General features: G+C 65.2%; 18 protein-coding genes and 1 pseudogene. 6 read left to right on the top strand and 13 right to left on the bottom strand.

Annotation, left to right across the window (positions count from 1 at the left end):
- Nucleotide 1 precedes the first annotated feature (1 nt).
- The 5 genes from RMR04_RS02275 to cynS all read right to left on the bottom strand — a co-directional run bounded on the left by RMR04_RS02275 (nt 2) and on the right by cynS (nt 4,940).
- Nucleotides 2–1,237, bottom strand: a complete 1,236-nt coding sequence (locus tag RMR04_RS02275; RefSeq protein WP_311912739.1) for an FtsX-like permease family protein — start codon at nt 1,235–1,237, stop codon at nt 2–4.
- Nucleotides 1,234–1,965 carry an ABC transporter ATP-binding protein gene (locus RMR04_RS02270; RefSeq protein ID WP_311912737.1) on the bottom strand — a complete coding sequence of 244 codons (732 nt, stop codon included), beginning with the start codon at nt 1,963–1,965 and terminating at the stop codon, nt 1,234–1,236. The genes RMR04_RS02275 and RMR04_RS02270 overlap by 4 nt, the downstream gene beginning before the upstream one ends.
- Complete coding sequence (locus tag RMR04_RS02265) at nt 1,943–2,404, bottom strand: hypothetical protein (RefSeq protein WP_311912736.1); 462 nt, start codon at nt 2,402–2,404, stop codon at nt 1,943–1,945. The genes RMR04_RS02270 and RMR04_RS02265 overlap by 23 nt, the downstream gene beginning before the upstream one ends.
- Before the next feature lie 28 nt (nt 2,405–2,432).
- Nucleotides 2,433–4,178, bottom strand: coding sequence for an alkaline phosphatase (locus RMR04_RS02260; protein WP_311912735.1), 1,746 nt, complete (start codon nt 4,176–4,178; stop codon nt 2,433–2,435).
- A gap of 273 nt (nt 4,179–4,451) precedes the next feature.
- Nucleotides 4,452–4,940, bottom strand: coding sequence for a cyanase (cynS, locus tag RMR04_RS02255; protein ID WP_103721540.1), 489 nt, complete (start codon nt 4,938–4,940; stop codon nt 4,452–4,454).
- A gap of 308 nt (nt 4,941–5,248) precedes the next feature.
- Here cynS and RMR04_RS02250 point away from each other — a divergent pair.
- The 4 genes and pseudogenes from RMR04_RS02250 to RMR04_RS02235 all read left to right on the top strand — a co-directional run.
- A pseudogene (locus tag RMR04_RS02250) lies at nt 5,249–5,614 on the top strand (transporter); the annotation flags it as partial.
- Nucleotides 5,615–5,760: 146 nt separating this feature from the next.
- A complete protein-coding gene (locus tag RMR04_RS02245) occupies nt 5,761–6,765 on the top strand; it encodes an NAD-dependent epimerase/dehydratase family protein (RefSeq protein WP_311912734.1) in 1,005 nt (334 codons plus the stop codon).
- Nucleotides 6,762–8,201 carry an aspartate aminotransferase family protein gene (locus RMR04_RS02240; protein WP_311912733.1) on the top strand — a complete coding sequence of 480 codons (1,440 nt, stop codon included), beginning with the start codon at nt 6,762–6,764 and terminating at the stop codon, nt 8,199–8,201. Before RMR04_RS02245 ends, RMR04_RS02240 begins: the two co-directional genes overlap by 4 nt.
- Before the next feature lie 136 nt (nt 8,202–8,337).
- Nucleotides 8,338–8,724: a VOC family protein gene (locus RMR04_RS02235; RefSeq protein ID WP_311912732.1), complete on the top strand. Its 387-nt coding sequence runs from the start codon at nt 8,338–8,340 to the stop codon at nt 8,722–8,724.
- Nucleotides 8,725–8,807: 83 nt separating this feature from the next.
- Here the strand turns inward: RMR04_RS02235 and RMR04_RS02230 are convergent, their stop codons facing one another.
- The 3 genes from RMR04_RS02230 to RMR04_RS02220 form a co-directional block, all read right to left on the bottom strand.
- Complete coding sequence (locus tag RMR04_RS02230) at nt 8,808–9,101, bottom strand: hypothetical protein (RefSeq protein ID WP_311912731.1); 294 nt, start codon at nt 9,099–9,101, stop codon at nt 8,808–8,810.
- Nucleotides 9,102–9,441: 340 nt separating this feature from the next.
- Complete coding sequence (locus RMR04_RS02225; protein ID WP_311912730.1) at nt 9,442–10,755, bottom strand: FAD-binding oxidoreductase; 1,314 nt, start codon at nt 10,753–10,755, stop codon at nt 9,442–9,444.
- A gap of 47 nt (nt 10,756–10,802) precedes the next feature.
- Nucleotides 10,803–11,666, bottom strand: a complete 864-nt coding sequence (locus tag RMR04_RS02220) for a UbiA family prenyltransferase (protein ID WP_311912729.1) — start codon at nt 11,664–11,666, stop codon at nt 10,803–10,805.
- On the opposite strand from RMR04_RS02220, the gene RMR04_RS02215 reads away from it, so the two are divergent.
- Together RMR04_RS02215 and RMR04_RS02210 are read left to right on the top strand one after the other, a co-directional pair.
- Nucleotides 11,655–12,104, top strand: coding sequence for a hypothetical protein (locus tag RMR04_RS02215; protein WP_311912728.1), 450 nt, complete (start codon nt 11,655–11,657; stop codon nt 12,102–12,104). The genes RMR04_RS02220 and RMR04_RS02215 overlap by 12 nt on opposite strands.
- A gap of 16 nt (nt 12,105–12,120) precedes the next feature.
- Entirely contained in the window at nt 12,121–12,858 is a 738-nt protein-coding gene (locus RMR04_RS02210; RefSeq protein ID WP_092171586.1) for a response regulator, read from the top strand.
- Here the strand turns inward: RMR04_RS02210 and RMR04_RS02205 are convergent.
- The 5 genes from RMR04_RS02205 to RMR04_RS02185 all read right to left on the bottom strand — a co-directional run bounded on the left by RMR04_RS02205 (nt 12,822) and on the right by RMR04_RS02185 (nt 18,124).
- Nucleotides 12,822–15,566: an ATP-binding protein gene (locus RMR04_RS02205; protein WP_311912727.1), complete on the bottom strand. Its 2,745-nt coding sequence runs from the start codon at nt 15,564–15,566 to the stop codon at nt 12,822–12,824. The genes RMR04_RS02210 and RMR04_RS02205 overlap by 37 nt on opposite strands.
- Nucleotides 15,563–16,507, bottom strand: a complete 945-nt coding sequence (locus RMR04_RS02200; protein WP_311912726.1) for an ABC transporter substrate-binding protein — start codon at nt 16,505–16,507, stop codon at nt 15,563–15,565. Before RMR04_RS02200 ends, RMR04_RS02205 begins: the two co-directional genes overlap by 4 nt.
- 378 nt (nt 16,508–16,885) lie before the next feature.
- A complete protein-coding gene (locus RMR04_RS02195) occupies nt 16,886–17,113 on the bottom strand; it encodes a hypothetical protein (RefSeq protein WP_311912725.1) in 228 nt (75 codons plus the stop codon).
- A gap of 109 nt (nt 17,114–17,222) precedes the next feature.
- Nucleotides 17,223–17,765, bottom strand: a complete 543-nt coding sequence (gene hutX, locus RMR04_RS02190; RefSeq protein ID WP_410492187.1) for a heme utilization cystosolic carrier protein HutX — start codon at nt 17,763–17,765, stop codon at nt 17,223–17,225.
- An 11-nt stretch (nt 17,766–17,776) separates the two neighbouring features.
- Nucleotides 17,777–18,124 carry a heme-degrading protein HmuQ gene (locus tag RMR04_RS02185; protein WP_311912724.1) on the bottom strand — a complete coding sequence of 116 codons (348 nt, stop codon included), beginning with the start codon at nt 18,122–18,124 and terminating at the stop codon, nt 17,777–17,779.
- Between the last annotated feature and the right edge of the window lie 5 nt (nt 18,125–18,129).

Below are 18,129 nucleotides of genomic sequence, written 5' to 3'. Positions count from 1 at the left end.
CTCAGTCGCGCAGGCCGGCGACCGCCGGGGCGCGATAGGACATCAGCGCCGGCACCAGCGTGATCGCACTGCCGATGAGAAGCAGCGCCGCCACGAAGGCGATCTCCTGGCTCTCGATCGCGAAGACGAGCCGCAGCCCGGTCTGCCCGGCGATGACGCCTGACAGCGCTGTCGTCAGCACCGCGCCAGCCAGCAGGCCCGCGACGCAGCCTGCGCCGATCAGCCCGGCCATGCCCAGCCAGACGACCAGCAGCACATAGCCGCGTGGCGCGCCCAGCGCCCGCAGGATCGCATAGCGCCGCCGCCGCAGGCCCGCGACCGCGATCAGCAACAGCAGGACCGCCGCCAGGATCAGCAGCGCATTGAGGAAGGAGGCTGCGACCAGGACACTGCGGACATCACCAAGCGCGCGGTAGAGCGTGACCAGAACCTCGGCGGGAAAGAACGCCATCGTACCGCCCTGGCGATATTGCGCCCGCAAGGCATAGGCGCCGGCGACGCTGCGCGGCTTGACGACCAGGGCCGGCACGCCGGGGATCCGCGGCCCGTCGAAAGGCGGCCCGATCCGGCCGTCATCCACGGCGTGGCCATTGGCGAGGCCATGGATCTCCCAGACGCTCTCGACCGGCACCAGGATCGCCCGGTCCCAGGGCGAACCGAGGCGCGGCAACCGCCCGACCGCGACATAGTCGTGACCGGCATGGCGATGCCCGGCCTCGTCCTCATGCGCCACGCCCGGACGCGCGGTTGCGCCGAGGACGCCATGCGATGGCGCGATGCTGTCGCCGAGGCCATAGCTGACATCGGCCCCCAGCACCGCCTCGCCCTCCCTCGCGAAGAGCCGACCCTGCGATGGCGCGAGCCGCCCCCAGCGGCCGGCAAAGGCCGCCGTGGTGCCGACGATCACATAGCTCTTGCTGACGTCGCCGAAGGCGATCGGCGCGACGCCGGCGACACGCTCATCCCGCGCCAGCGTGTTGAGCAATCGCCCGTCCATCAGCGGCACCGCATCCGGCTGGAGATAGACCGCCGACATCAGCAACTGTGTCTGGCTGCCCGGCGCACCGATCAGCAGGTCGAAATCCTCGGCCGCAGCCGCCGAGCTGCGCCGCAAGGCCCGCTCCTGCGCCCCGATCGCCACCCCGACAGCGACCGCAAGCGCCACCAGCACGATGATCGCCAGCGCCGTCCAGCGCAGGGCCCGGATATCGGCCCAGACCATCGGGAGCGGGTTCATGCCGCGCTCTCGATCGGCGCGGCGGGGGCTACCGCAAGCTCGATGCGCCGGTCCATCCGCGCCAGCAGCGCCGTATCATGCGAGGCGCAGATCAGGGTCGCACCGGTTTCGGTTGCGACCTCGACCAGGAGCGCTCCGACCTCGGCGGCATGGGCAGCGTCGAGGCTGGCTGTGGGCTCATCGGCAAGGATCAGCGCAGGCCGCAGCAAAACCGCGCGCGCAATCGCCACGCGCTGCTGCTCGCCGCGCGACAGCACGCCCGCCTTGCGCCGAAGATCGGTCAGCCCCATCCGGGCCGCGAGCATCGCCGCCCGCTCATGCTCAGCCGGCCCGATCCGCCACTGCGAGAAGGTCAGGGGCAAGGTGATGTTCGCCGCGACGTCGAGCTCGGGGATCAGGTGAAAATCCTGGAAGACGAAGCCCAGCGTCGCCTGGCGCCAGCGGTCGCGGGCGCCGACAGGCAGATCCGAGACCATTATGTCGCCCCAGCTGACCGAACCGGCATCGGGCCGGATCAGCCCGGCGACGAGATGCAGCAGCGAGGTCTTGCCCGAGCCCGAGGCGCCGCGCAGACCCACCCGTGCGCCAGCTGGAATCGCCAGGCCGGCGAGATCGAGCACCCGGAACGGCCGGCCATCGCCGCCTCGATGGTCGAGCCTGACCCCGGTCAACTGCAGCGCCCGCGCCGCAGCCGCCGGCTGCCGTTCAAGCGACGTGAAAACTGGCATCGACGAGTCTGATCTGGCTGACGAAGCCGGTCTCGGCATCGATCGCGGAGCCGATTTCGAGACGTCCGGAGACCGCGACCTTCTGCCCGGCACTGACCATCGGCGTCACCGCCTTCATGAAGACCACGACGATATCGACCGGCCAGTCGGCATCGGACTGGCAGAATGGGCAGATCGCCAGGGGTTCGCGCGTCAGCACGAAGAAATGGCTCTCGGGCTTCAGCGGCGGCGCCATGTAGCCGAGCATGCGCACCTCCTGCCCGCGCAGGCTCGTGGCGCGATCCGAGAACTGGAAGCCGAGCACGCCGAAGGATTTGTAGAGCCCGTCGAAACTGATCGTCGCCTCGTCCGCGGAGGCGGCCTCGCAGAACGCGAGCGTCGCGAGCCCCTGAAGGAGCCCGCGACGGGACAGTCTTGCGAGGAGGATCGGTTGCTGCACGGACCATTCGCCTCGGATCAGGACCGGCTCACTCGCCGCCCAGCGCCAGCGCTTCCGCCATCACACGGAAGACATAGGTGTTGGGCTTGTGGCCGCGGAATTTCTCGGCTCCCGGGCCCATCGCGGTCAAGATGCCGTCATCGCCGGAATGCACGCCCGAATTCGCGTCGAAAGGCAGGTTGCCGACCTTGCGCGTCGCCAGCGGCCCGGTGCAGTCGGCTTCGTTGGCGACATTGGTCTTGCCGTCGGCGCTCTTCACCGCCGGAACGCGCTCGCCATCCATGAAGGGGCGGCCCGTGTCGCAGGTGTCGGGATAGGTGCCGAAGACCACGGCGAGGCGGCGCGAGGTGTTGACGTTGGTCGGATAGCCATCGGCGTCGAGCGGACCGTAATTCGGCGCCTTGGAGTCGGCATAGGTGCCGAGCTTGTCGCGCAGGAGCTGACCCGGGCGCTCGTCATCATAGGTGCCGACGAGCGAGACCGCATGGGTATGATCGGGCACGACGATGATCAGCGTGTCGTTGCGCTCACCGGCGAAATCCTTGGCGATCTTGACGGCGTTGTCGAGCATGATCGTGTCGAACACGGCCCGCTCCCAATCCAGCGAGTGGCTGTATTTGTCGATGCGGCCGGACTCGACCATCAGGAAGAAGCCGTCCTCATTGCTCTTCAGCATGTCGATCGCAGCCTTGGTCTGCTCGGCGACGTCGGGCTGGTCGGGGAACTTGGCGATGCTGCCCTTCTTGGCGAGGCGCAGATCGAAGGCGCCGTCGACATTGCTGGTGTTGTAGAGGCCGAGCAGCTTCTTGGCGCCGGAAGCGGCGGCCGCATTCATCTCGGTCTTGGTCGTGGCGATGCTGTAGCCGGCCGCCTTGAACTGGGCGATGAAGTCGAGATCATCGGTGCGCTTGGAGCCCGGCGTCGTCTTGGGCAGGAAGTTCGGCGAGCCGCCGCCCATGATCACGTCCGGCTTCACATCGTAGAACATCTTGACGATGTCGTTGTAATCCGAGCGTCGGCGGGTATGGGCGACCATGGCGGCCGGCGTCGCATCCTCGATCTCGGCATTGGTGACGACGCCGATCGTCATCTTGTTGCGGCGCTTGATCAGCTCCGAGATGGTCTCGACCTTGGGGTGGTCCAGCGTCAGCGCGTTCTTGGCGCAGTAGACGCCAAGCGCGTTGACGCAGGATTTGTGGCCCGTGGTGTAGGCATGGGCGCTGTTGGCGCTGTCGGTGACGATGGAATCGCTGCCCGAGGTCGAGATCAGCGCCATGTTGGGCATGTCGTCGATGGCGAGTTCGCCATTGAAGCGGCCCTCTTCCCAGCCCTTGGACATGATCCGCGCCGCAGTGCGATGCGCCACCGACATGCCGTCGCCGATGAACAGGATGACGTTCTTGGCCCGGCGCGGCTGGGCCGTCGCGAAGACCTGCCATTTCACCGTCGCCTTGTTCGCCCCTTGCGTCGCCTCGACGACGTAGTTGCCGGCCGGCAGCGTCGCGCCACGCAGCCACAGCGCCGAATGCTTCTGGCCTTCCTCGTTCTGGGTGAAGGCGGTCGGCTTGCCGAAGATGTCGGCTGCGGGCTTGCCGTTGATCGTGACCGTCACATCAGCCGAGGTCGGCGCGTTGGGGAACTCGACCTTGAAATCGAAGCGCGAGCCCGCGAGGATTTCAGCCCGGTTGATCGGATAGATCGTCTGCGACAGCGCGGGAGTGGCCCCGGCAAGCCCTGTCGCCAGGATCGTCATCAGCCATTTTTGCGCGCGCATGCCCGTCTCCGCTCGAACCCGTTCGATATCCGTCGGCGACCGTTAGGAAGCGTATGTGACAGTACGATTACTACATGCGCTTTCCTGACGTCGGAAATGTTATACTATAACAATATTTACACGCTCCCGAACACACGCGCGATCTCTTGCACGACGCCATGAACCGACAGGCTAGAGCATTTTCGAGCGAAGCGGGCACCAGTTCGCATGAAGAAAATGCGATAAAACAAGGACGTAGAGCATGTCCGCGATTCGGAGAAACGCGGACATGCTCTACGCTTCCTTGAAGCCGTAATCGGGAATGCCCTGCTCGTTGCCGTAATATTTATACGGCAGGAACTTGCCCGACATGGCGATCTTGACGCGGTCGCCCTTCGGGTTCGGCTCACGCTCGAACTCGATGTTGAAATCGATCGCCGACATGATGCCGTCGCCGAACTCCTCCTCGATCAGCGCCTTCCAGGCCGGGCCGTTGACCATCACCATCTCGTAGAAACGGTAGATCAACGGGTCGGTCGGCGGCATCGGCGTGCCCGTGCCGCGATAGGGCACCTCGTTGAGCATCCGCTTCTCGTTCTCGGTAAGGCCGAACAAGGTCGCAGCTTTCTCCGCCAACGGCTTGACCAGTTTCATCTGGCCCAGGAGCGCGCCGACGATCAGCACCTCGGACATGCCGCCGATTTCCCCGGTGATGTATTTCCAGCTCCAGCCCTTCTCGCGCTTGATGTCGAGGATCTTCTCGGTGAGTTCTTCGCGCTTCATGGTCTCGGCTCCTCCTTGGAAATGTCAGCACCGGAATGTCGGCCGTGCCCGCCTCAGGCATCCTTCGGTCATGCGGCGAGCAACGTCGAACGGGTCGGCGAACCGAGGCGTGGGTAGCAAGCCGCGGGCCAAGAGCCTGCGCTCGCTCGCATACCAACTGCGGCGCGAAGTGAAGTCATTCCGCCTTTATGAGATCCCGGCAGGATCATCTTAACGTTACGCGGAAGTAAGGACCGCAACGTAAGGTATTTGAAGTAATTTCCGCGTCATTCAAAGGCCCACTGGCCGCACGGAAAATTGATCGCCCGATGAACTCCTATATTCCCCTGATCCTGTTCACGGTGCTGACCAACGCTGCGGCTCAGCTCATGCTCAAGCGCGGCATGACCGGCGTCGGCCAGCTCGACCCCGGCCAGGACGGGCTGATCGCCACGATCCTGCGCGTCGTCTTCAACCCTTTCGTTTTCTTCGGCCTGTGCACCTTCGTGGTCAGCATGGCCTCGCATCTCGTCGTGCTGTCGAAGGTTCAGATCAGCTACGCTTATCCGTTCCTGAGCCTCGCCTACGTCCTGGTCGCGGTTTACGCCTATTTCTTCTTCCAGGAGGATCTGAGCCCTGCCCGCATTGCCGGCATCGGATTGATCATGCTGGGCACCATCTTCATCGCACAGAGCTGAGGGACCGACATGGATCTGATCGCACGCCTCTTCCTTCGTCTCGGCATGCTGCTGGAGCCGAAACCCGTGCTCCGGCCGGTCCCGGTGCCGGTCCGCACCCCGCCGCGCCTGCCGCGCTGACCCAGTCCGGAAGACCTGAACCCATGAAACATATCATCATCGGCGGAGACGGTTTCGTCGGCTCGCATCTGGCGGCGGATCTGGCGGCCATGGGCGAGGAGGTGCTGGTCGCCGACATCGTCAAGAGCGGCCATGCGCATTACGCCAAGGTGCCGTTCCAGCACATCGACGTGACCAGCGCCGAGAGCGTGAACGCCATCCCGCTCACCAAGGACGACCTCGTCTACAATCTCTCGGCCAAGATGCTTTCGCCCATCGTGATCCGCAAGGAGCGCCACGATTTCTTCTGGCCGGTAAACTATCATGGCACCGCCAATATCCTGGCCTGGATGGAGAAGAACGGCGCCAACAAGCTCGTCCACTTCACCACGGACATGATCTACGGCCATTCCGTCACCGTGCCGCAGGACGAGACCCATCCCGCCAAGCCGCTCGGCGAATATGGCGAGAGCAAGCTCGCCACCGAGACGCTGGCGCAGGGCTATCGCGACAAGGGTTTCCAGATTCCGATCTTCCGGCCACGCCTGATCATCGGGCCGGGCCGGCTCGGCATCCTGGTCAAGCTGTTCACGCTGATCGACATGAACCTGCCGGTGCCGATGATCGGCTCGGGCAAAAACCCCTATCAGTTCATCTCGGTGTTCGACTGCGCCAGCGCCTGCATAGCGGCCTGGAAGGCCGGCTTCCCCAACAGCGCCTATAATCTCGGCTCGGACGATCCGCCGCCGGTGAAGAAGCTGCTCGGCGACCTGATCGCGCATGCGGGCTCGAAATCGATCCTGCTGCCGACGCCGGCGCCGCTGGTCAAGCTGACGCTGAACACGCTCGACTGGATCAACCTGCCGATCATGGACCCGGAGCAGTACATGATCGCCGACGAGATCTGCATCCTCGACACCTCCAAGGCCAAGCGCGAGCTCGGCTGGACGCCCAAGCACCGCGACGAGGACATGCTGCTCGCCGCCTACACCGAATACCGCAAGAGCAAAGACATCCGAAATCAGGCGCAGAGGAGCCTCGCAGCATGAGCATGCCCGCTTTCAAGACCGATGATGCACCGGCTCGCCCGAAGCTCTACAGCGTCGAGGAGGCCAAGCAGCTCGACGCCGCGACCGTGCGCGAGCTCTTCACCGCCCATGTCAATCCCGGCCAGGTGCATTTCCTGAAACTGCTCGGCTTCGACAAGATCATCGTCGATCGCGCCCAGGGCATGCATTACATCACCCGCGATGGCCGCAAGATCCTCGATTTCTTCGGCGGCTTCTGCTCGGTCGCCTTCGGCCACAACCATCCGCGCATCGTCGCGGCGCGGCAGAAGTTCCAGGACGAGAACCGCCATGAGATCTGCATGGCCTTCATGTCGCAATACGCCTCGGCGCTCGCCGCCAACCTCGCCGCGATCGCGCCTGGCGATCTCGACATGGTCTTCTTCGGCTCGACCGGATCGGAGGTGATGGAGGCGGCGCTGAAGGTCGCCGAGCAGGCGCAGGGACCGGCGCGCTCGAAAATCCTGCACGCGGCGAATTCCTTCCACGGCAAGACCAAGGGCGTGCTCTCGGTCACGGATTCCAACCTTTACCAGTCGCAATTCAAGCTGGTCGAGAACCGGGTCAAGGTGCCCTTCGGCGATATCGAAGCGGTGCGCCAGGCACTCGAAAGCGATCCCGCGATCGGCATCGTCGTGATGGAGACGATCCAGGGCGGCGGCGGCATCGTCGAGGCGCCGCTCGGCTTCTGGCGTGAATTGCGTGCGCTTTGCGACAAGCATGGCGTGCTCTGGGTCGCCGACGAGGTCCAGTGCGGTCTCGGCCGCACCGGACAGTTCTTCGCCTTCGAGCGCGACGGCGTGGTGCCGGACGTGACCGCGCTCGCCAAGGCGCTCGGCGGTTCCAAGGCGGCGATGGGTGCGATGATCGCCCGCCGCGAGATCTACATGAAGGCCTATGGCAAGCCCAAGACCGCGCTGATCCATGCTCAGGCCACCTTCGGCGGCATGGGCGAGGCCTGCATCTCGGCGATCGAGGCGCTGAACGTGCTCTATGAGGAAGACCTCATGGGCAACGCCCAGCGCCAGGGCGACTATCTCATCGAGAAGCTCAACGGCCTGCGCGTGAAGCATCCGAGCCTGCTCAAGGAGATCCGCGGGCGCGGCCTGATGATCGGCATCGAGTTCAACGACATCAGCGAGACCATGCCGTTTGGCCTCAAGCACATGGTCGCATTGCTCGACGACAAGCTGAAAGGCTCGCTCTGCGGCTTCATCGGCGCGCTCTTGCTGAAGGATTACGACATGCTCGTCGCCTTCACCGAATACAACCGCAACGTCATCCGCCTGGAGCCGCCGCTGATCGTCACCCGCGAGCAATGCGACGAATTCATCGCGGCGCTCGACGATTTGCTCTCGCGCGGCATCACCAAGATCGTCACCGACTATCTGCGCAAGGTCGCGGTGGCGAAGGGCTGAGGCCAGTTGTCACACAATCTCTGAAAGGGCCGGTTCGCCGGCCCTTTTCTTTTCGCACAGGAGCCGCTGACATGCGCTGGCGGAAGCCCGGGGCAGGCTTGCCGAAACCAAGGATTACCGAAACAGAGGGTGCTTCATGCTCGGCCATCTCTCCTTCGGCGTCCGCGATCTCACCACCGCCATCGCCTTCTATGATGCGGCGCTTGGCCCGCTCGGCTTGGTTCGCGTCTGGACCGCTCCGGATGCCGCCGGCTACGGGCCGCCCGGCGGCGGCGATCTCTTGGCGCTGAAACTGCGGCCGCAGGCCTCCCCGCCCGGGCCGGGTTTTCATCTCGCCTTCAACGCGCCAACACGCACTGCGGTCGATGCCTTCCACGCTGCGGCGCTTTTGGCCGGCGGACGCGACAATGGCGCGCCCGGCCTGCGCCTGCATTACGGGCCGAGCTACTACGCCGCCTTCGTCATCGCTCCCGAGGGCTGGGCGCTCGAGGCGGTTTGCCAGGCTGAGGCGCCGGAATCATAAATCTACGCTCTTCAGGCCCCAAAACGCCATCCGGCCCCTCGGGGGAACCGAGGGACCGGATCGATGCGGGCCATGGTTGCGGCTCAGTAGAGCGAGCAGACCTTGCGGTAGCCGACGACCTCGCCGAAGCGGTTGACGCGCTCGACCATCTCGCAGCGGCGCACCGGAGCATCCTCGTCATAGACGGGCTCGGCATAGGCGCGGTTGGCGGAGGCCGCGAGCAGGCCGCCGACGGCAAGCGCTCCGACGATGCCGGCGCCGACGCCCCAGCCACGATGGCGCGGATAGGCTTCCGCGCTGCCCGCGCCGGCGAGAATGGCGGTGGAGAGGGTGAGGGCGGCCAGAGCGGCGGTCGCGGTCTTCTTGAAGCTGGTCATGACGGCATCTCCCGAGGTTCGATCGGGGGCGAACCATTCGCCCTCCATGAGCATTGGTCGCGGCGGGGAGCTGAGAGGTTCAAAGGAGGGCGAAGTTTTTTTCAGTCTCCGAGACGAGCATCATATCTGCGCGTCATCCTGGCCGAAGCCCTCGGGTCCGATCTTCGATCGGCCCAAGGATAAACTCCGCGGAGCGTCGGGATCCATCGGAGGCCCGGCCCTTTAAAGGATTGGCCCTCCGATGGATCCCGGGTCGACCTGCGGTCGCCCAGGATGACGATGCGGATTTGCCGGAAACGCCGGAGGAGCCACGAAAACTAGGACTTCACCGCCGTGACGCTCAACCCGCCGTCACCCGTCGCCAGAAGCTCGACGAGCAGCCCGGATCGATATGGCGCGCAAACTCCCGCCAATCCGGGAAGGAGGCCTCGAATGTCGCCGGCGACATGCGCGCATCCTTATAGGGGTTCACGCGTCCGCCGGCTTCGATCGTGATCAGGTCGAGCTCCGCCAGAAGCGCCTCCGTGCGCGCCCCGCGATTGGGAAAGTCGAGCGTCAGGGTCGCCCCCGCGATCGGGAACGACATCATGCCGGGCGACGGCATATCGCCGAAGAGCTTGAGCACGGTCAGGAACGAAGCTTCACCCGCCGCCAGCGTGCGCCTCAGCATCGCCTCCACCGCCTTGCGGGCATGGGCCGTCGGCACCGCGCATTGGAACTGGCGCAGGCCCTTGGGTCCATAGGCGCGGTTCCAGTTGGCGACACGATCGAGCGGATAAAAGAATGGCCGATAGGGAATGCGCCGCGGCTCAGGCGACGAGGGTTGCGCCGCCCGGTAGAGCGCATTGAAGACGCGCAAGGTCAGCCCGTTGATCAGCGGGATCGGCGGCCTGATCGGAAACGGCAGCGGCCGCTTCGAGCGCGCGAGCGGCGCATCACCCCCCGTTGCATGATTGGCCCGGAAGAAGACGCCGCGACCGAATTGCGCTCCGCTCGCCAGCGAGTCGATCCAGGCGACGGTATAGTCATGGCTCGCATCGGATTCAGCCGAGATCGCGAAGAAGCGGTCGAGCCCGTCGAAATGCAGCACCTCCTGCTGCATTTCGGCGGAGGTGACCGGCATCAATTGCAGCGTCACCTGCGTGATCAGACCGGTGAGGCCGAAGCCTCCAATGGTCGCCGCGAAAAGCTCGCTGTTCAGGTCGGGCGCGCAAGTCAGGCGGCTGCCATCCGAGCGGATCAGTTCGAAGGCGCGCACATGCCTGCCGAAGGTGCCGGCGCGATGGTGGTTCTTGCCATGGACGTCATTGGCCAGCGCACCGGCAATCGTGACGAATGCGGTGCCGGGCGTCACCGGCGGAAACCAGCCGGCCGGAACGGTAAGCTTCAGCACATCGTCGAGCAGCACGCCCGCCTCGCAAGTCAGGAGGCCGCTCGCGCGGTCGAAGGCGAGGATTCGATCGAGGCTGCGGCCCAGGATGAGCACGCCGCCATCGTTCAGGCAGGAATCGCCATAGGAGCGGCCATTGCCATAAGCCAGGGCCGGCGTCCGCTGCTGCGACGGCGCGGCGATCCAGGGTTCGGCCGCAACGATCTCGGTATTTCGGGCGACAAGCCCGCCCCAGGAGCGGCATTCCGGCAAGATCTCACTCATAGCAGGATCTCGCTCATAGCAGGATCTCGCTCATAGCAGGATCTCGCTCACGGCAGGATCGTCGCCAAGACCATGATCAGCAGAACCATCAAGCCCGTCACCTGACTACGCCAGTCGCGGATCATGAAGACGAGCGGATCGTCAGGCATCATGCCGCGTCTGGCCAGGAACCAGACCCGCGACATCTGGTAAAGGACGATCGGGCAGACCAGCCAGATCAGCTCCGGGTGACGGTAAAGCTGCTTCACCGCGGCGCTGTCGACATAGAGCGCCAGGATCAGGGCGCAGGTGCAGCCCGATGCCATGCCGAGCTGCGAGAGCGCCTCGATATCCTCGGCATGATAACCGCGCCCGGCCTTTTTCAACCCCGACTGGTCTTGCGTGATCCTGAGCTCGGCATAGCGCTTTACCAGCGCCAGGCTCAGGAACAGGAACATCGAGAAGGCGAGCAGCCATGACGAGAGCGGGATCGCGGCGGCGGCATTGCCGGCGAGGATGCGCAAGGTATGCAGCGCGGCCAGCCCCAGCACATCGACCAGAAGCTTGCGCTTGAGGACGAAGAGATAGGCCAAGGCGAGACCGAGATAGGCCGTCAACGCCAGCACGAAGAGCTTGGGCTGCGGCAGCAGCAGGGACAGGGCGAAAGCGGCGGCCAGCAAGACGGGAACCGCCATATAGGCCTGACGCGCGGTGATCTCGCCGGCAGCCAGCGGGCGCTTGCATTTCGTCGGATGCCGGCGGTCGGCTTCGACATCGACGATGTCGTTGAGAAGATAGATCGACGAGGCCATCAGGCTGAAGGAGATGAAGGCGACGAGCCCATGCCCGAGCGACTCCAGATCGAAGACCTCATGATTCAGCAGGATCGGGATGAAGACGAGTCCGTTCTTCAGCCAATGATGCGGCCTCATCGCCCTGATCATCGCCTTGAGAGCCATGTCACCCTTCTCTTCCGTCAAGAATCGTCTTCCACCAAGAATCTGCTCGACGGCGAACGAAAGGCGCGCAGCCACGAGGCCCAGCCGAGTTTCCACTATTCGGGCGAGCGCTTTCTTCTGCGAGAAATCCTAAATCCCGGTGCAGAAACAAAGCGCAACACAGCGCTATTGCTTGCCATGATTAATATCTGCCTGCCGGCGCCCACGAATATCCGCACCAGTCGCGCTCCCCAAAAACCTGTCTCCTCCCCGCAAGATGTCTTCCTTTCGTGCAAGATGTCCCGCTTTCGTGAACCGGCATTCACGCTGCCCGCGCGCATCGCCTTGCAAAGCCCATCGGACAGTTGGATCGTATGGGCGCGCCGGGGGCTCGGCGCATGCAACCGGCGCTTCAGGCCGGATCTGATCTGACAGGTGCGCTTCGGGCATGAATGCGACGAGCGAAACTGCGGCGGCAAACCGCGAACGCCTCGTCATCGTCGAGGACGACCCGGTAACGCGCGCCATGATCTCGGGCTATTTCGCCGACCAGGGCTTCAGGGTCGAAGAGGCCGAGAGCGTGGCCGAGGCGCGCAGGGTGGTGCGGCGGGTCAAGCCCGAACTGATCTTCCTCGATGTCGTTTTGCCCGATGGCGACGGTTTCGATCTCGCCAAGGAGCTGCAGGGCTTTTCCGACGCGGGCATCATCTTCGTCACGCGCCGCGACACCGACATCGACCGAATCGTCGGGCTCGAGCTCGCAGGCGACCACTACGTCACCAAGCCGGTCAATCTGCGCGATCTGCTGGCGCGGACGCGCTCGCTGCTGCGCCGTCGCAAGATCGAGCGCGATACGGCGCGGCGCAGCACCACGATCACCTTCGGCCCCTTCATGATCGACCTGCTGCGGCGCGAGCTGGCGACGGTCAACGGCGACCCGATCCGCCTGACGCGGGGCGAGTTCGACCTGCTCGCCGCGCTCGTCGACAGCAATGGCCGGCCGCTCAGCCGCGACTACCTGATCGAGGTCGTCAGCAACCGCCATGGCGAGGTCGATGCCCGCACCGTCGACGCGCTGGTGGCGCGGCTGCGACGCAAGCTGACGGGAGCCGGCGATCCGGGGGTGATCGCAACCGTCAGCGGCATCGGCTACAAGCTCGGTATCTTCGCCGACCGTAACGCCTGATCCTCCGACACGCCCTTGGCAGCCGTCGCGCCTCGCAATGCGAGCGCCGCCAGCGCCTCGCCGCGCGCCCGCGCCAGATCGGCCACCGCCTGCGCCATGACCTGCAAGGATGCGATGCGCGCCTCAGCCTCGATCGCCGATGCGATGGTCACAGCCTGGCCTAGGCCCAGCGCACTGGCCGAACTCGCGAACTGATGCGCCGCTCGCTCCAGCGCCTTGCGGTCGCCCTGCTCGATCGCTCGGCCAAGCTGCTCCAGAATATCTCCCGAGACCGTCTGGAACAGCGCGACGAGCCGCCCCATGCGTTCGGCTCCGACCAGCAGCGCCTGCTCGTCGAGGAAGGCGTCGTCGACGGGGTGGTCCGGCGACAGGCTCGCATTCGCCAGGCGGCCCGGCCTGCGCGCGTTGCGTGTCAGCACCTGCCGCAAGGCCGCGGAGGTCGCGGGCTTGGGCACGATCGTAGTCATGCCCGCTGCGAGAAGCCGGCGCATCGTCTCCGGCGAGACATCGGCGGTCAGCGCCACGATCGCCGGGCAGGCGATCTCCGGGATGGCCCGGATCGCGGCCGCGGTCTCAATGCCGTCCATGCCGGTCATGTGCATGTCGAGCAGCACGAGATCGACGCGCTTCGACGCCAGCAGCGCCAGCGCAGCCTCACCGGAGCTGGCGGTCAGCACCCGGTGCCCGGCCTTGGCGATCATGATCCGCGCCACCTCCCGCGTGACGGGCTCGTCATCAACGACGAGCACGACGAGCGGCGTCTCGGCCGTCTCCGCATGCGGCGCATGCGCAGCGCTCGTCGCGGCTGCCGCCGGCAACCTGACCCAGAAGGTGCTGCCGACCCCGACTTCGCTGAGGACCGAAATCGAGCCACCCATCAGGTTTGCAAGCTTGGTGCAGATCGCCAGGCCCAGACCGACCCCGCCGGAACGCCGCCCGGTGTCGGGATCGACCTGCACGAAATCCTGGAAGATGCGGCGCTGCATGGCGGGATCGATGCCGATGCCGGTATCGTGCACCGCGATCACCAGCATCGGCCCGGACGCGTCGTCGGCCGGCTCCAGGGCGGCGCCGATCTCGATCTCGCCGGCATCGGTGAAGCTGATCGCATTGCGCAGGAGATTCTGGACGATCCGGTTGATCTTGCCGGGATCGCCGTTGAGCCTCGCCATGGCGACGGGCTCGATGTCGAGACGGAGCGCGAGACCCTTGCGCTCGGCTGCCGGCCGCATCAGTGCAATGGCCGCAGCGAGCAGGGGCCCCGGCTCGTAGTCACGCTTCTCCAGGCTCTCCGTGCCTGCCTCCAGTCGCGAGAGGTCGAGCGTCGCATTGGCGAGGTCGATCAGCGTCTCGCCGGAGGTCGCCGCCATTTCGACCAGCCGCCGGTCGCGCTGGCTCATGCGCTTGCGGTCGAGGATTTCGAGCACGCCGAGCACGCCCGACAAGGGCGTGCGGATGTCGTGACCCACCACCGCCAGGAAGCGTGATTTGGCTTTGGTCGCCTCCTCGGCCAATTCGCGCGCCTGTTCGGCGGCGCGCTGCCCGGCCGATGCCTGGTCGAGCGCCTTGGCGAGGGCGGCCGTGCGCTGGGACACCTTGTCCTCCAGGATGCTCCGGTTCTCCTGCAAACGCTCAGCCATCAGGTTGAACTGGTCGCCGAGTTCCTGGAGCTCGTCGCCGGTGCGAATGTCGATGCGCTCGTCGAGCTGGCCCTCGCCGATCCGGGCAGCGCCTTCGGTCAGCGCCCGGACCGGTGCGACCAGGCGCCCGCTGAGCAGGATGCTGGTCACCACGGTGACGAGCAGCGCCCCGGCGAGGATGATCAACGAGCGCAGGATCGAAGCGTAGATCGGCGCATAAGCCTCGCTTTGCGGCAGATCGACGATGACGCTCCAGTCGAGATTCGGCACGGGCGCGACGACCGACAGGACAGCCCGCCCCTCGATATCGCGGGTCGACAGGCTGTTGCCGGGCAGCATCGCGCCTTGAACGTCCGGCCGCGGATAGGCCTGCAGGAGCGGCAGCAGATTCGTGCCTCTCAGGACGAAGCGGAGATCGGGATGCGCGATCAGCCGGCCGGAACGGTCGACGACATAGGCCCGGCCTTCCACGCCGACCTTCATCTGCGAGACGAGCTCTTTGATGAAGGTCAGATTGACCGTTGCCAGGACCACGCCAGCGTTCACTTCGGTCACGCGTTTTCCCAGCAGCAGATAGGGCTCGGAGCCGCGCCGGAATTCGACCCCGCTCCGGAAGTTGTCCTGGGCCAAGACCGCTTGGACGATCGGATCACTGGACAGATCTGTCCCCGCGCCGATGCGGTCGCGGTCAGTGCGCGACAGGGCCAGCAATTCGCGCCCTTCGGCATCGGTCCGCCTGAGATCGAGGATCGCCGGGGCCTGCCGCAGCAGGCGCAGCCCGTCGAGACGAAGCTCTTCGAGGGCAAGGGCACCCGAGCTGTTCAGCGAAACCCAATCGAGCTGCCGCACGATATCGCCGACAAATCCGCCAATGCGCTGCGCCGCCGCCTGCGCCTGCTCCTGCTGGACACGCGCCACCAGCGCCCGCTGATCGGAAAAGGCGAAGATCGTGCCGACGATGCCGTTGATGCCGAGCGCGAGGCTGATCGCGAAGCCGACGAACAGCGCATATTTGCGGGCGAGCGCGCCGCGCGGCCCGCGCCTGGCCGCGCTGACGCTCCCGCTCATGACACGATCCGCGAGGCGCGCACGCGCAGCGAAAGCGGGATCGTCAAGCCCAGCGCCATCGCCGCCTTCTCATTGATCACCAGCTCGAAGCTGCGCGAGAACTGGACCGGGAGCTCGGCAACGTTCGCGCCACGAAAGATCAGGTCGATATAGCTCGCCATGACCAGATCGGATTCATCGCGACCTCCGGTATAGGACATCAGCCCGCCGGCTTCGACGAAGGTCTCGTAAGGATACATCGTCGGCATCCGGTATTTCGCCACCAGCGACGCGATCGCCCGGGCATTCCGGAACGTGAAGCTGTCGGGCGGGAAAAACAGCCCCGTGCCCGGTTGTGCAGCGAGTTCGGCGAGAGCGGGCTCGATCTCGCTCAGGGCCGAGACCGGAGCGCTGACCAGCGACATCCCGAGTTCTTTTGCGCTCCTGCGCAGATGCTCGACATAGGTCACGCCTCCGGCAGCCGCGGACACCGGATTGTAGATGGCGCCGATCCGCACGGTCCCGGGCGCGATCTCGCGCAGCAGGTCGACCCATTTCGCCGCCATTGACGGCTCATTGTTGCTGAAGCCGGTCGCGTTGCCTTCCGGGCGCTCCAGGGAACGTACGAAACCGCTCCCGACCGGATCGGATGCCGTCGAGAACAACACCGGGACCGTGCGCGTCGCGGCCAGGATGGCGGCCGTCTCGGTGCTGGAGCCGGCGACGATGACGTCGGGCGTTTCGCCGACCAGGTCCCTCGCCGTCGTCGCCAGGGTCTGCGGATCGGAGTTTGAGGAGCGGACGAGGTAGCGAATATTCTGCCCTTCGATCCAGCCACGCTGCACCATCAGGCGCTTCAGGATGCCCAGGCGCGCCAGCACGATCGGATGATCGAGCGGCAAGCCGATCATGAAGGCGGCAAGCCGCACGCGCTCGGCCGCCTCGACCCCCGGGGGCGCCAAGCCCGCAGTGAGAGACGCTAAAGCACCGAGAAAGGACCGACGCTGCATCCGTACCGCCAGGATCGTCATGCGCCGCGCTGGTCGCGGCAATGGATACCAACACGGTGCCATGCCTCGCCGCGCAGGTCGAGCGTCAGGACGTTAGAGCGTTTTCGAGCGAAGTGGACACCGGTTCGCGTGAAGAAAACGCGTTAAAATAATAGCCTGGAGCAATTGAACGATCCAACCGGATCGGAAATTGCCCGAGAGCATTGCGCGAAAAAGTGGGGACCGGTTTTTCGCGTGAGCAATGCTCTAAACTTTTAGAATCGATCACGTTTCTCGCATTCGGACGGCATCGTCCGAATGCGAGAAACGTGATCGAGGGAAGTCGGCGGCCTATTTGCGCCAGCGCGGCGCGCTGTATCCCCAGTAACGCGCATCGACCCGCGCCTCGGGGATGGGCCACTCATAGACCGGCGCGAAGATCCAGCATTGCAGCCGATTCCATTCGGCTGCGTCACGCGCCCCGTTACAGGCTCCGATATGCGAGCGCTGCCAAAAGGCGCTAGCCGGCATGGGCCAGGCGAACAGCGCAAGCGCGAGGGCGAAGATCGATCTGCTCAAGCAGCGACGCCTCATTGGCGGCCCCGGTCGATCGGGGCCGCTGCGACACCAAGCTCATGAGGAAGGCATGGATGTCCTACCAAACGCTAAACAGCCGCTTCGCCGGCTGTCAGCCGAAGCTGGTCTTCAGCGCCTCGAACAATGTGACCTGCTCGGCGATCAGAGCCCGGCTCGCATCGCGCCGGACAAAGACCTTGAACATCGCCTCGCCCGCGCCGTTGAAGAACTGCACCGAGCAGGACCGGCGCCCGTGGAAAAGCCGGTCGACCAGATAGATCGCGCGGCAATTCTCGGCCTTGATGTGGCCGCCGATCGGGCTGTCGCCATGGATGTTGTAATAGCCATGGCCGAAGGAGCCGACCGGCAGCGCACCCTCGCATTCCAGCACGATATCGGGCGTGTGGACGATGAAGAGCACGCTCCCCCAGTTCGAGAGCTCCTGCCAGAGCGCCTCGAAGCGCTCGGGCGCGATCGCCGTCCGCTGCCCCAGTGGCGTCTCCTCCAGCACGGCAAGCGTCGGCACGCCGACCTCGCGGGCGATCGCCTCGATGACGCCGTCGGGCTTGGCCGCCAGCATCTGCCTGACACGCGCCATCGGGTCGTTTGCCGGCGGTTCCTGGCCAGCCAGCGGGATCACCTGCGAGATCGACATGCCGCCTCCCCTCACTCGGCCGCCTGGCGAGGCCGATGCGGATTGCTTTCGCTCAGCACCGTCTCGAAGCCCTCGAACTCGGGATGACCGAGATATATCGGCGTCTCGCGCGGCAGGCCGGCATTGCGATGGGATTCACGGAACTGCTCGGATTTGGTCCAGGCCGTGAAATCCTCCTTCGAGGCCCAGCTGGTATGCGAGGAATAGAGGGTGTGATCCTCCTTCTCCGGGCCCTTCAGCAGATGGAAGCCGAGGAAGCCCGTCATCTCGTCGAGGCGTGTCTTGCGCGACGACCAGATCGTCTCGAAGGCGGCCTCCTCTCCCTTGACGACCTTGAAGCGGTTCATGGCGATGAACATCGGAT

The organism is Bosea sp. 685 (assembly GCF_031884435.1).
Lineage (GTDB): Bacteria > Pseudomonadota > Alphaproteobacteria > Rhizobiales > Beijerinckiaceae > Allobosea.
This window is presented reverse-complemented; position numbering and strand designations above follow the sequence as displayed.

What these genes read in the sequence shown, in the direction of transcription:
- RMR04_RS02225 (WP_311912730.1), bottom strand. Translation starts at nt 10,755, where the DNA reads ATGAGTGAGATCTTGCCGGAATGCCGCTCCTGGGGCGGGCTTGTCGCC.
- hutX (WP_410492187.1), bottom strand. Translation starts at nt 17,765, where the DNA reads ATGTCGATCTCGCAGGTGATCCCGCTGGCTGGCCAGGAACCGCCGGCA.
- RMR04_RS02215 (WP_311912728.1), top strand. Translation starts at nt 11,655, where the DNA reads ATGCGGCCTCATCGCCCTGATCATCGCCTTGAGAGCCATGTCACCCTT.
- RMR04_RS02210 (WP_092171586.1), top strand. Translation starts at nt 12,121, where the DNA reads ATGAATGCGACGAGCGAAACTGCGGCGGCAAACCGCGAACGCCTCGTC.
- RMR04_RS02230 (WP_311912731.1), bottom strand. Translation starts at nt 9,101, where the DNA reads ATGACCAGCTTCAAGAAGACCGCGACCGCCGCTCTGGCCGCCCTCACC.
- RMR04_RS02275 (WP_311912739.1), bottom strand. Translation starts at nt 1,237, where the DNA reads ATGAACCCGCTCCCGATGGTCTGGGCCGATATCCGGGCCCTGCGCTGG.
- RMR04_RS02245 (WP_311912734.1), top strand. Translation starts at nt 5,761, where the DNA reads ATGAAACATATCATCATCGGCGGAGACGGTTTCGTCGGCTCGCATCTG.
- cynS (WP_103721540.1), bottom strand. Translation starts at nt 4,940, where the DNA reads ATGAAGCGCGAAGAACTCACCGAGAAGATCCTCGACATCAAGCGCGAG.
- RMR04_RS02240 (WP_311912733.1), top strand. Translation starts at nt 6,762, where the DNA reads ATGAGCATGCCCGCTTTCAAGACCGATGATGCACCGGCTCGCCCGAAG.
- RMR04_RS02185 (WP_311912724.1), bottom strand. Translation starts at nt 18,124, where the DNA reads ATGTTCATCGCCATGAACCGCTTCAAGGTCGTCAAGGGAGAGGAGGCC.
- RMR04_RS02270 (WP_311912737.1), bottom strand. Translation starts at nt 1,965, where the DNA reads ATGCCAGTTTTCACGTCGCTTGAACGGCAGCCGGCGGCTGCGGCGCGG.
- RMR04_RS02260 (WP_311912735.1), bottom strand. Translation starts at nt 4,178, where the DNA reads ATGCGCGCGCAAAAATGGCTGATGACGATCCTGGCGACAGGGCTTGCC.
- RMR04_RS02235 (WP_311912732.1), top strand. Translation starts at nt 8,338, where the DNA reads ATGCTCGGCCATCTCTCCTTCGGCGTCCGCGATCTCACCACCGCCATC.
- RMR04_RS02205 (WP_311912727.1), bottom strand. Translation starts at nt 15,566, where the DNA reads ATGAGCGGGAGCGTCAGCGCGGCCAGGCGCGGGCCGCGCGGCGCGCTC.
- RMR04_RS02220 (WP_311912729.1), bottom strand. Translation starts at nt 11,666, where the DNA reads ATGAGGCCGCATCATTGGCTGAAGAACGGACTCGTCTTCATCCCGATC.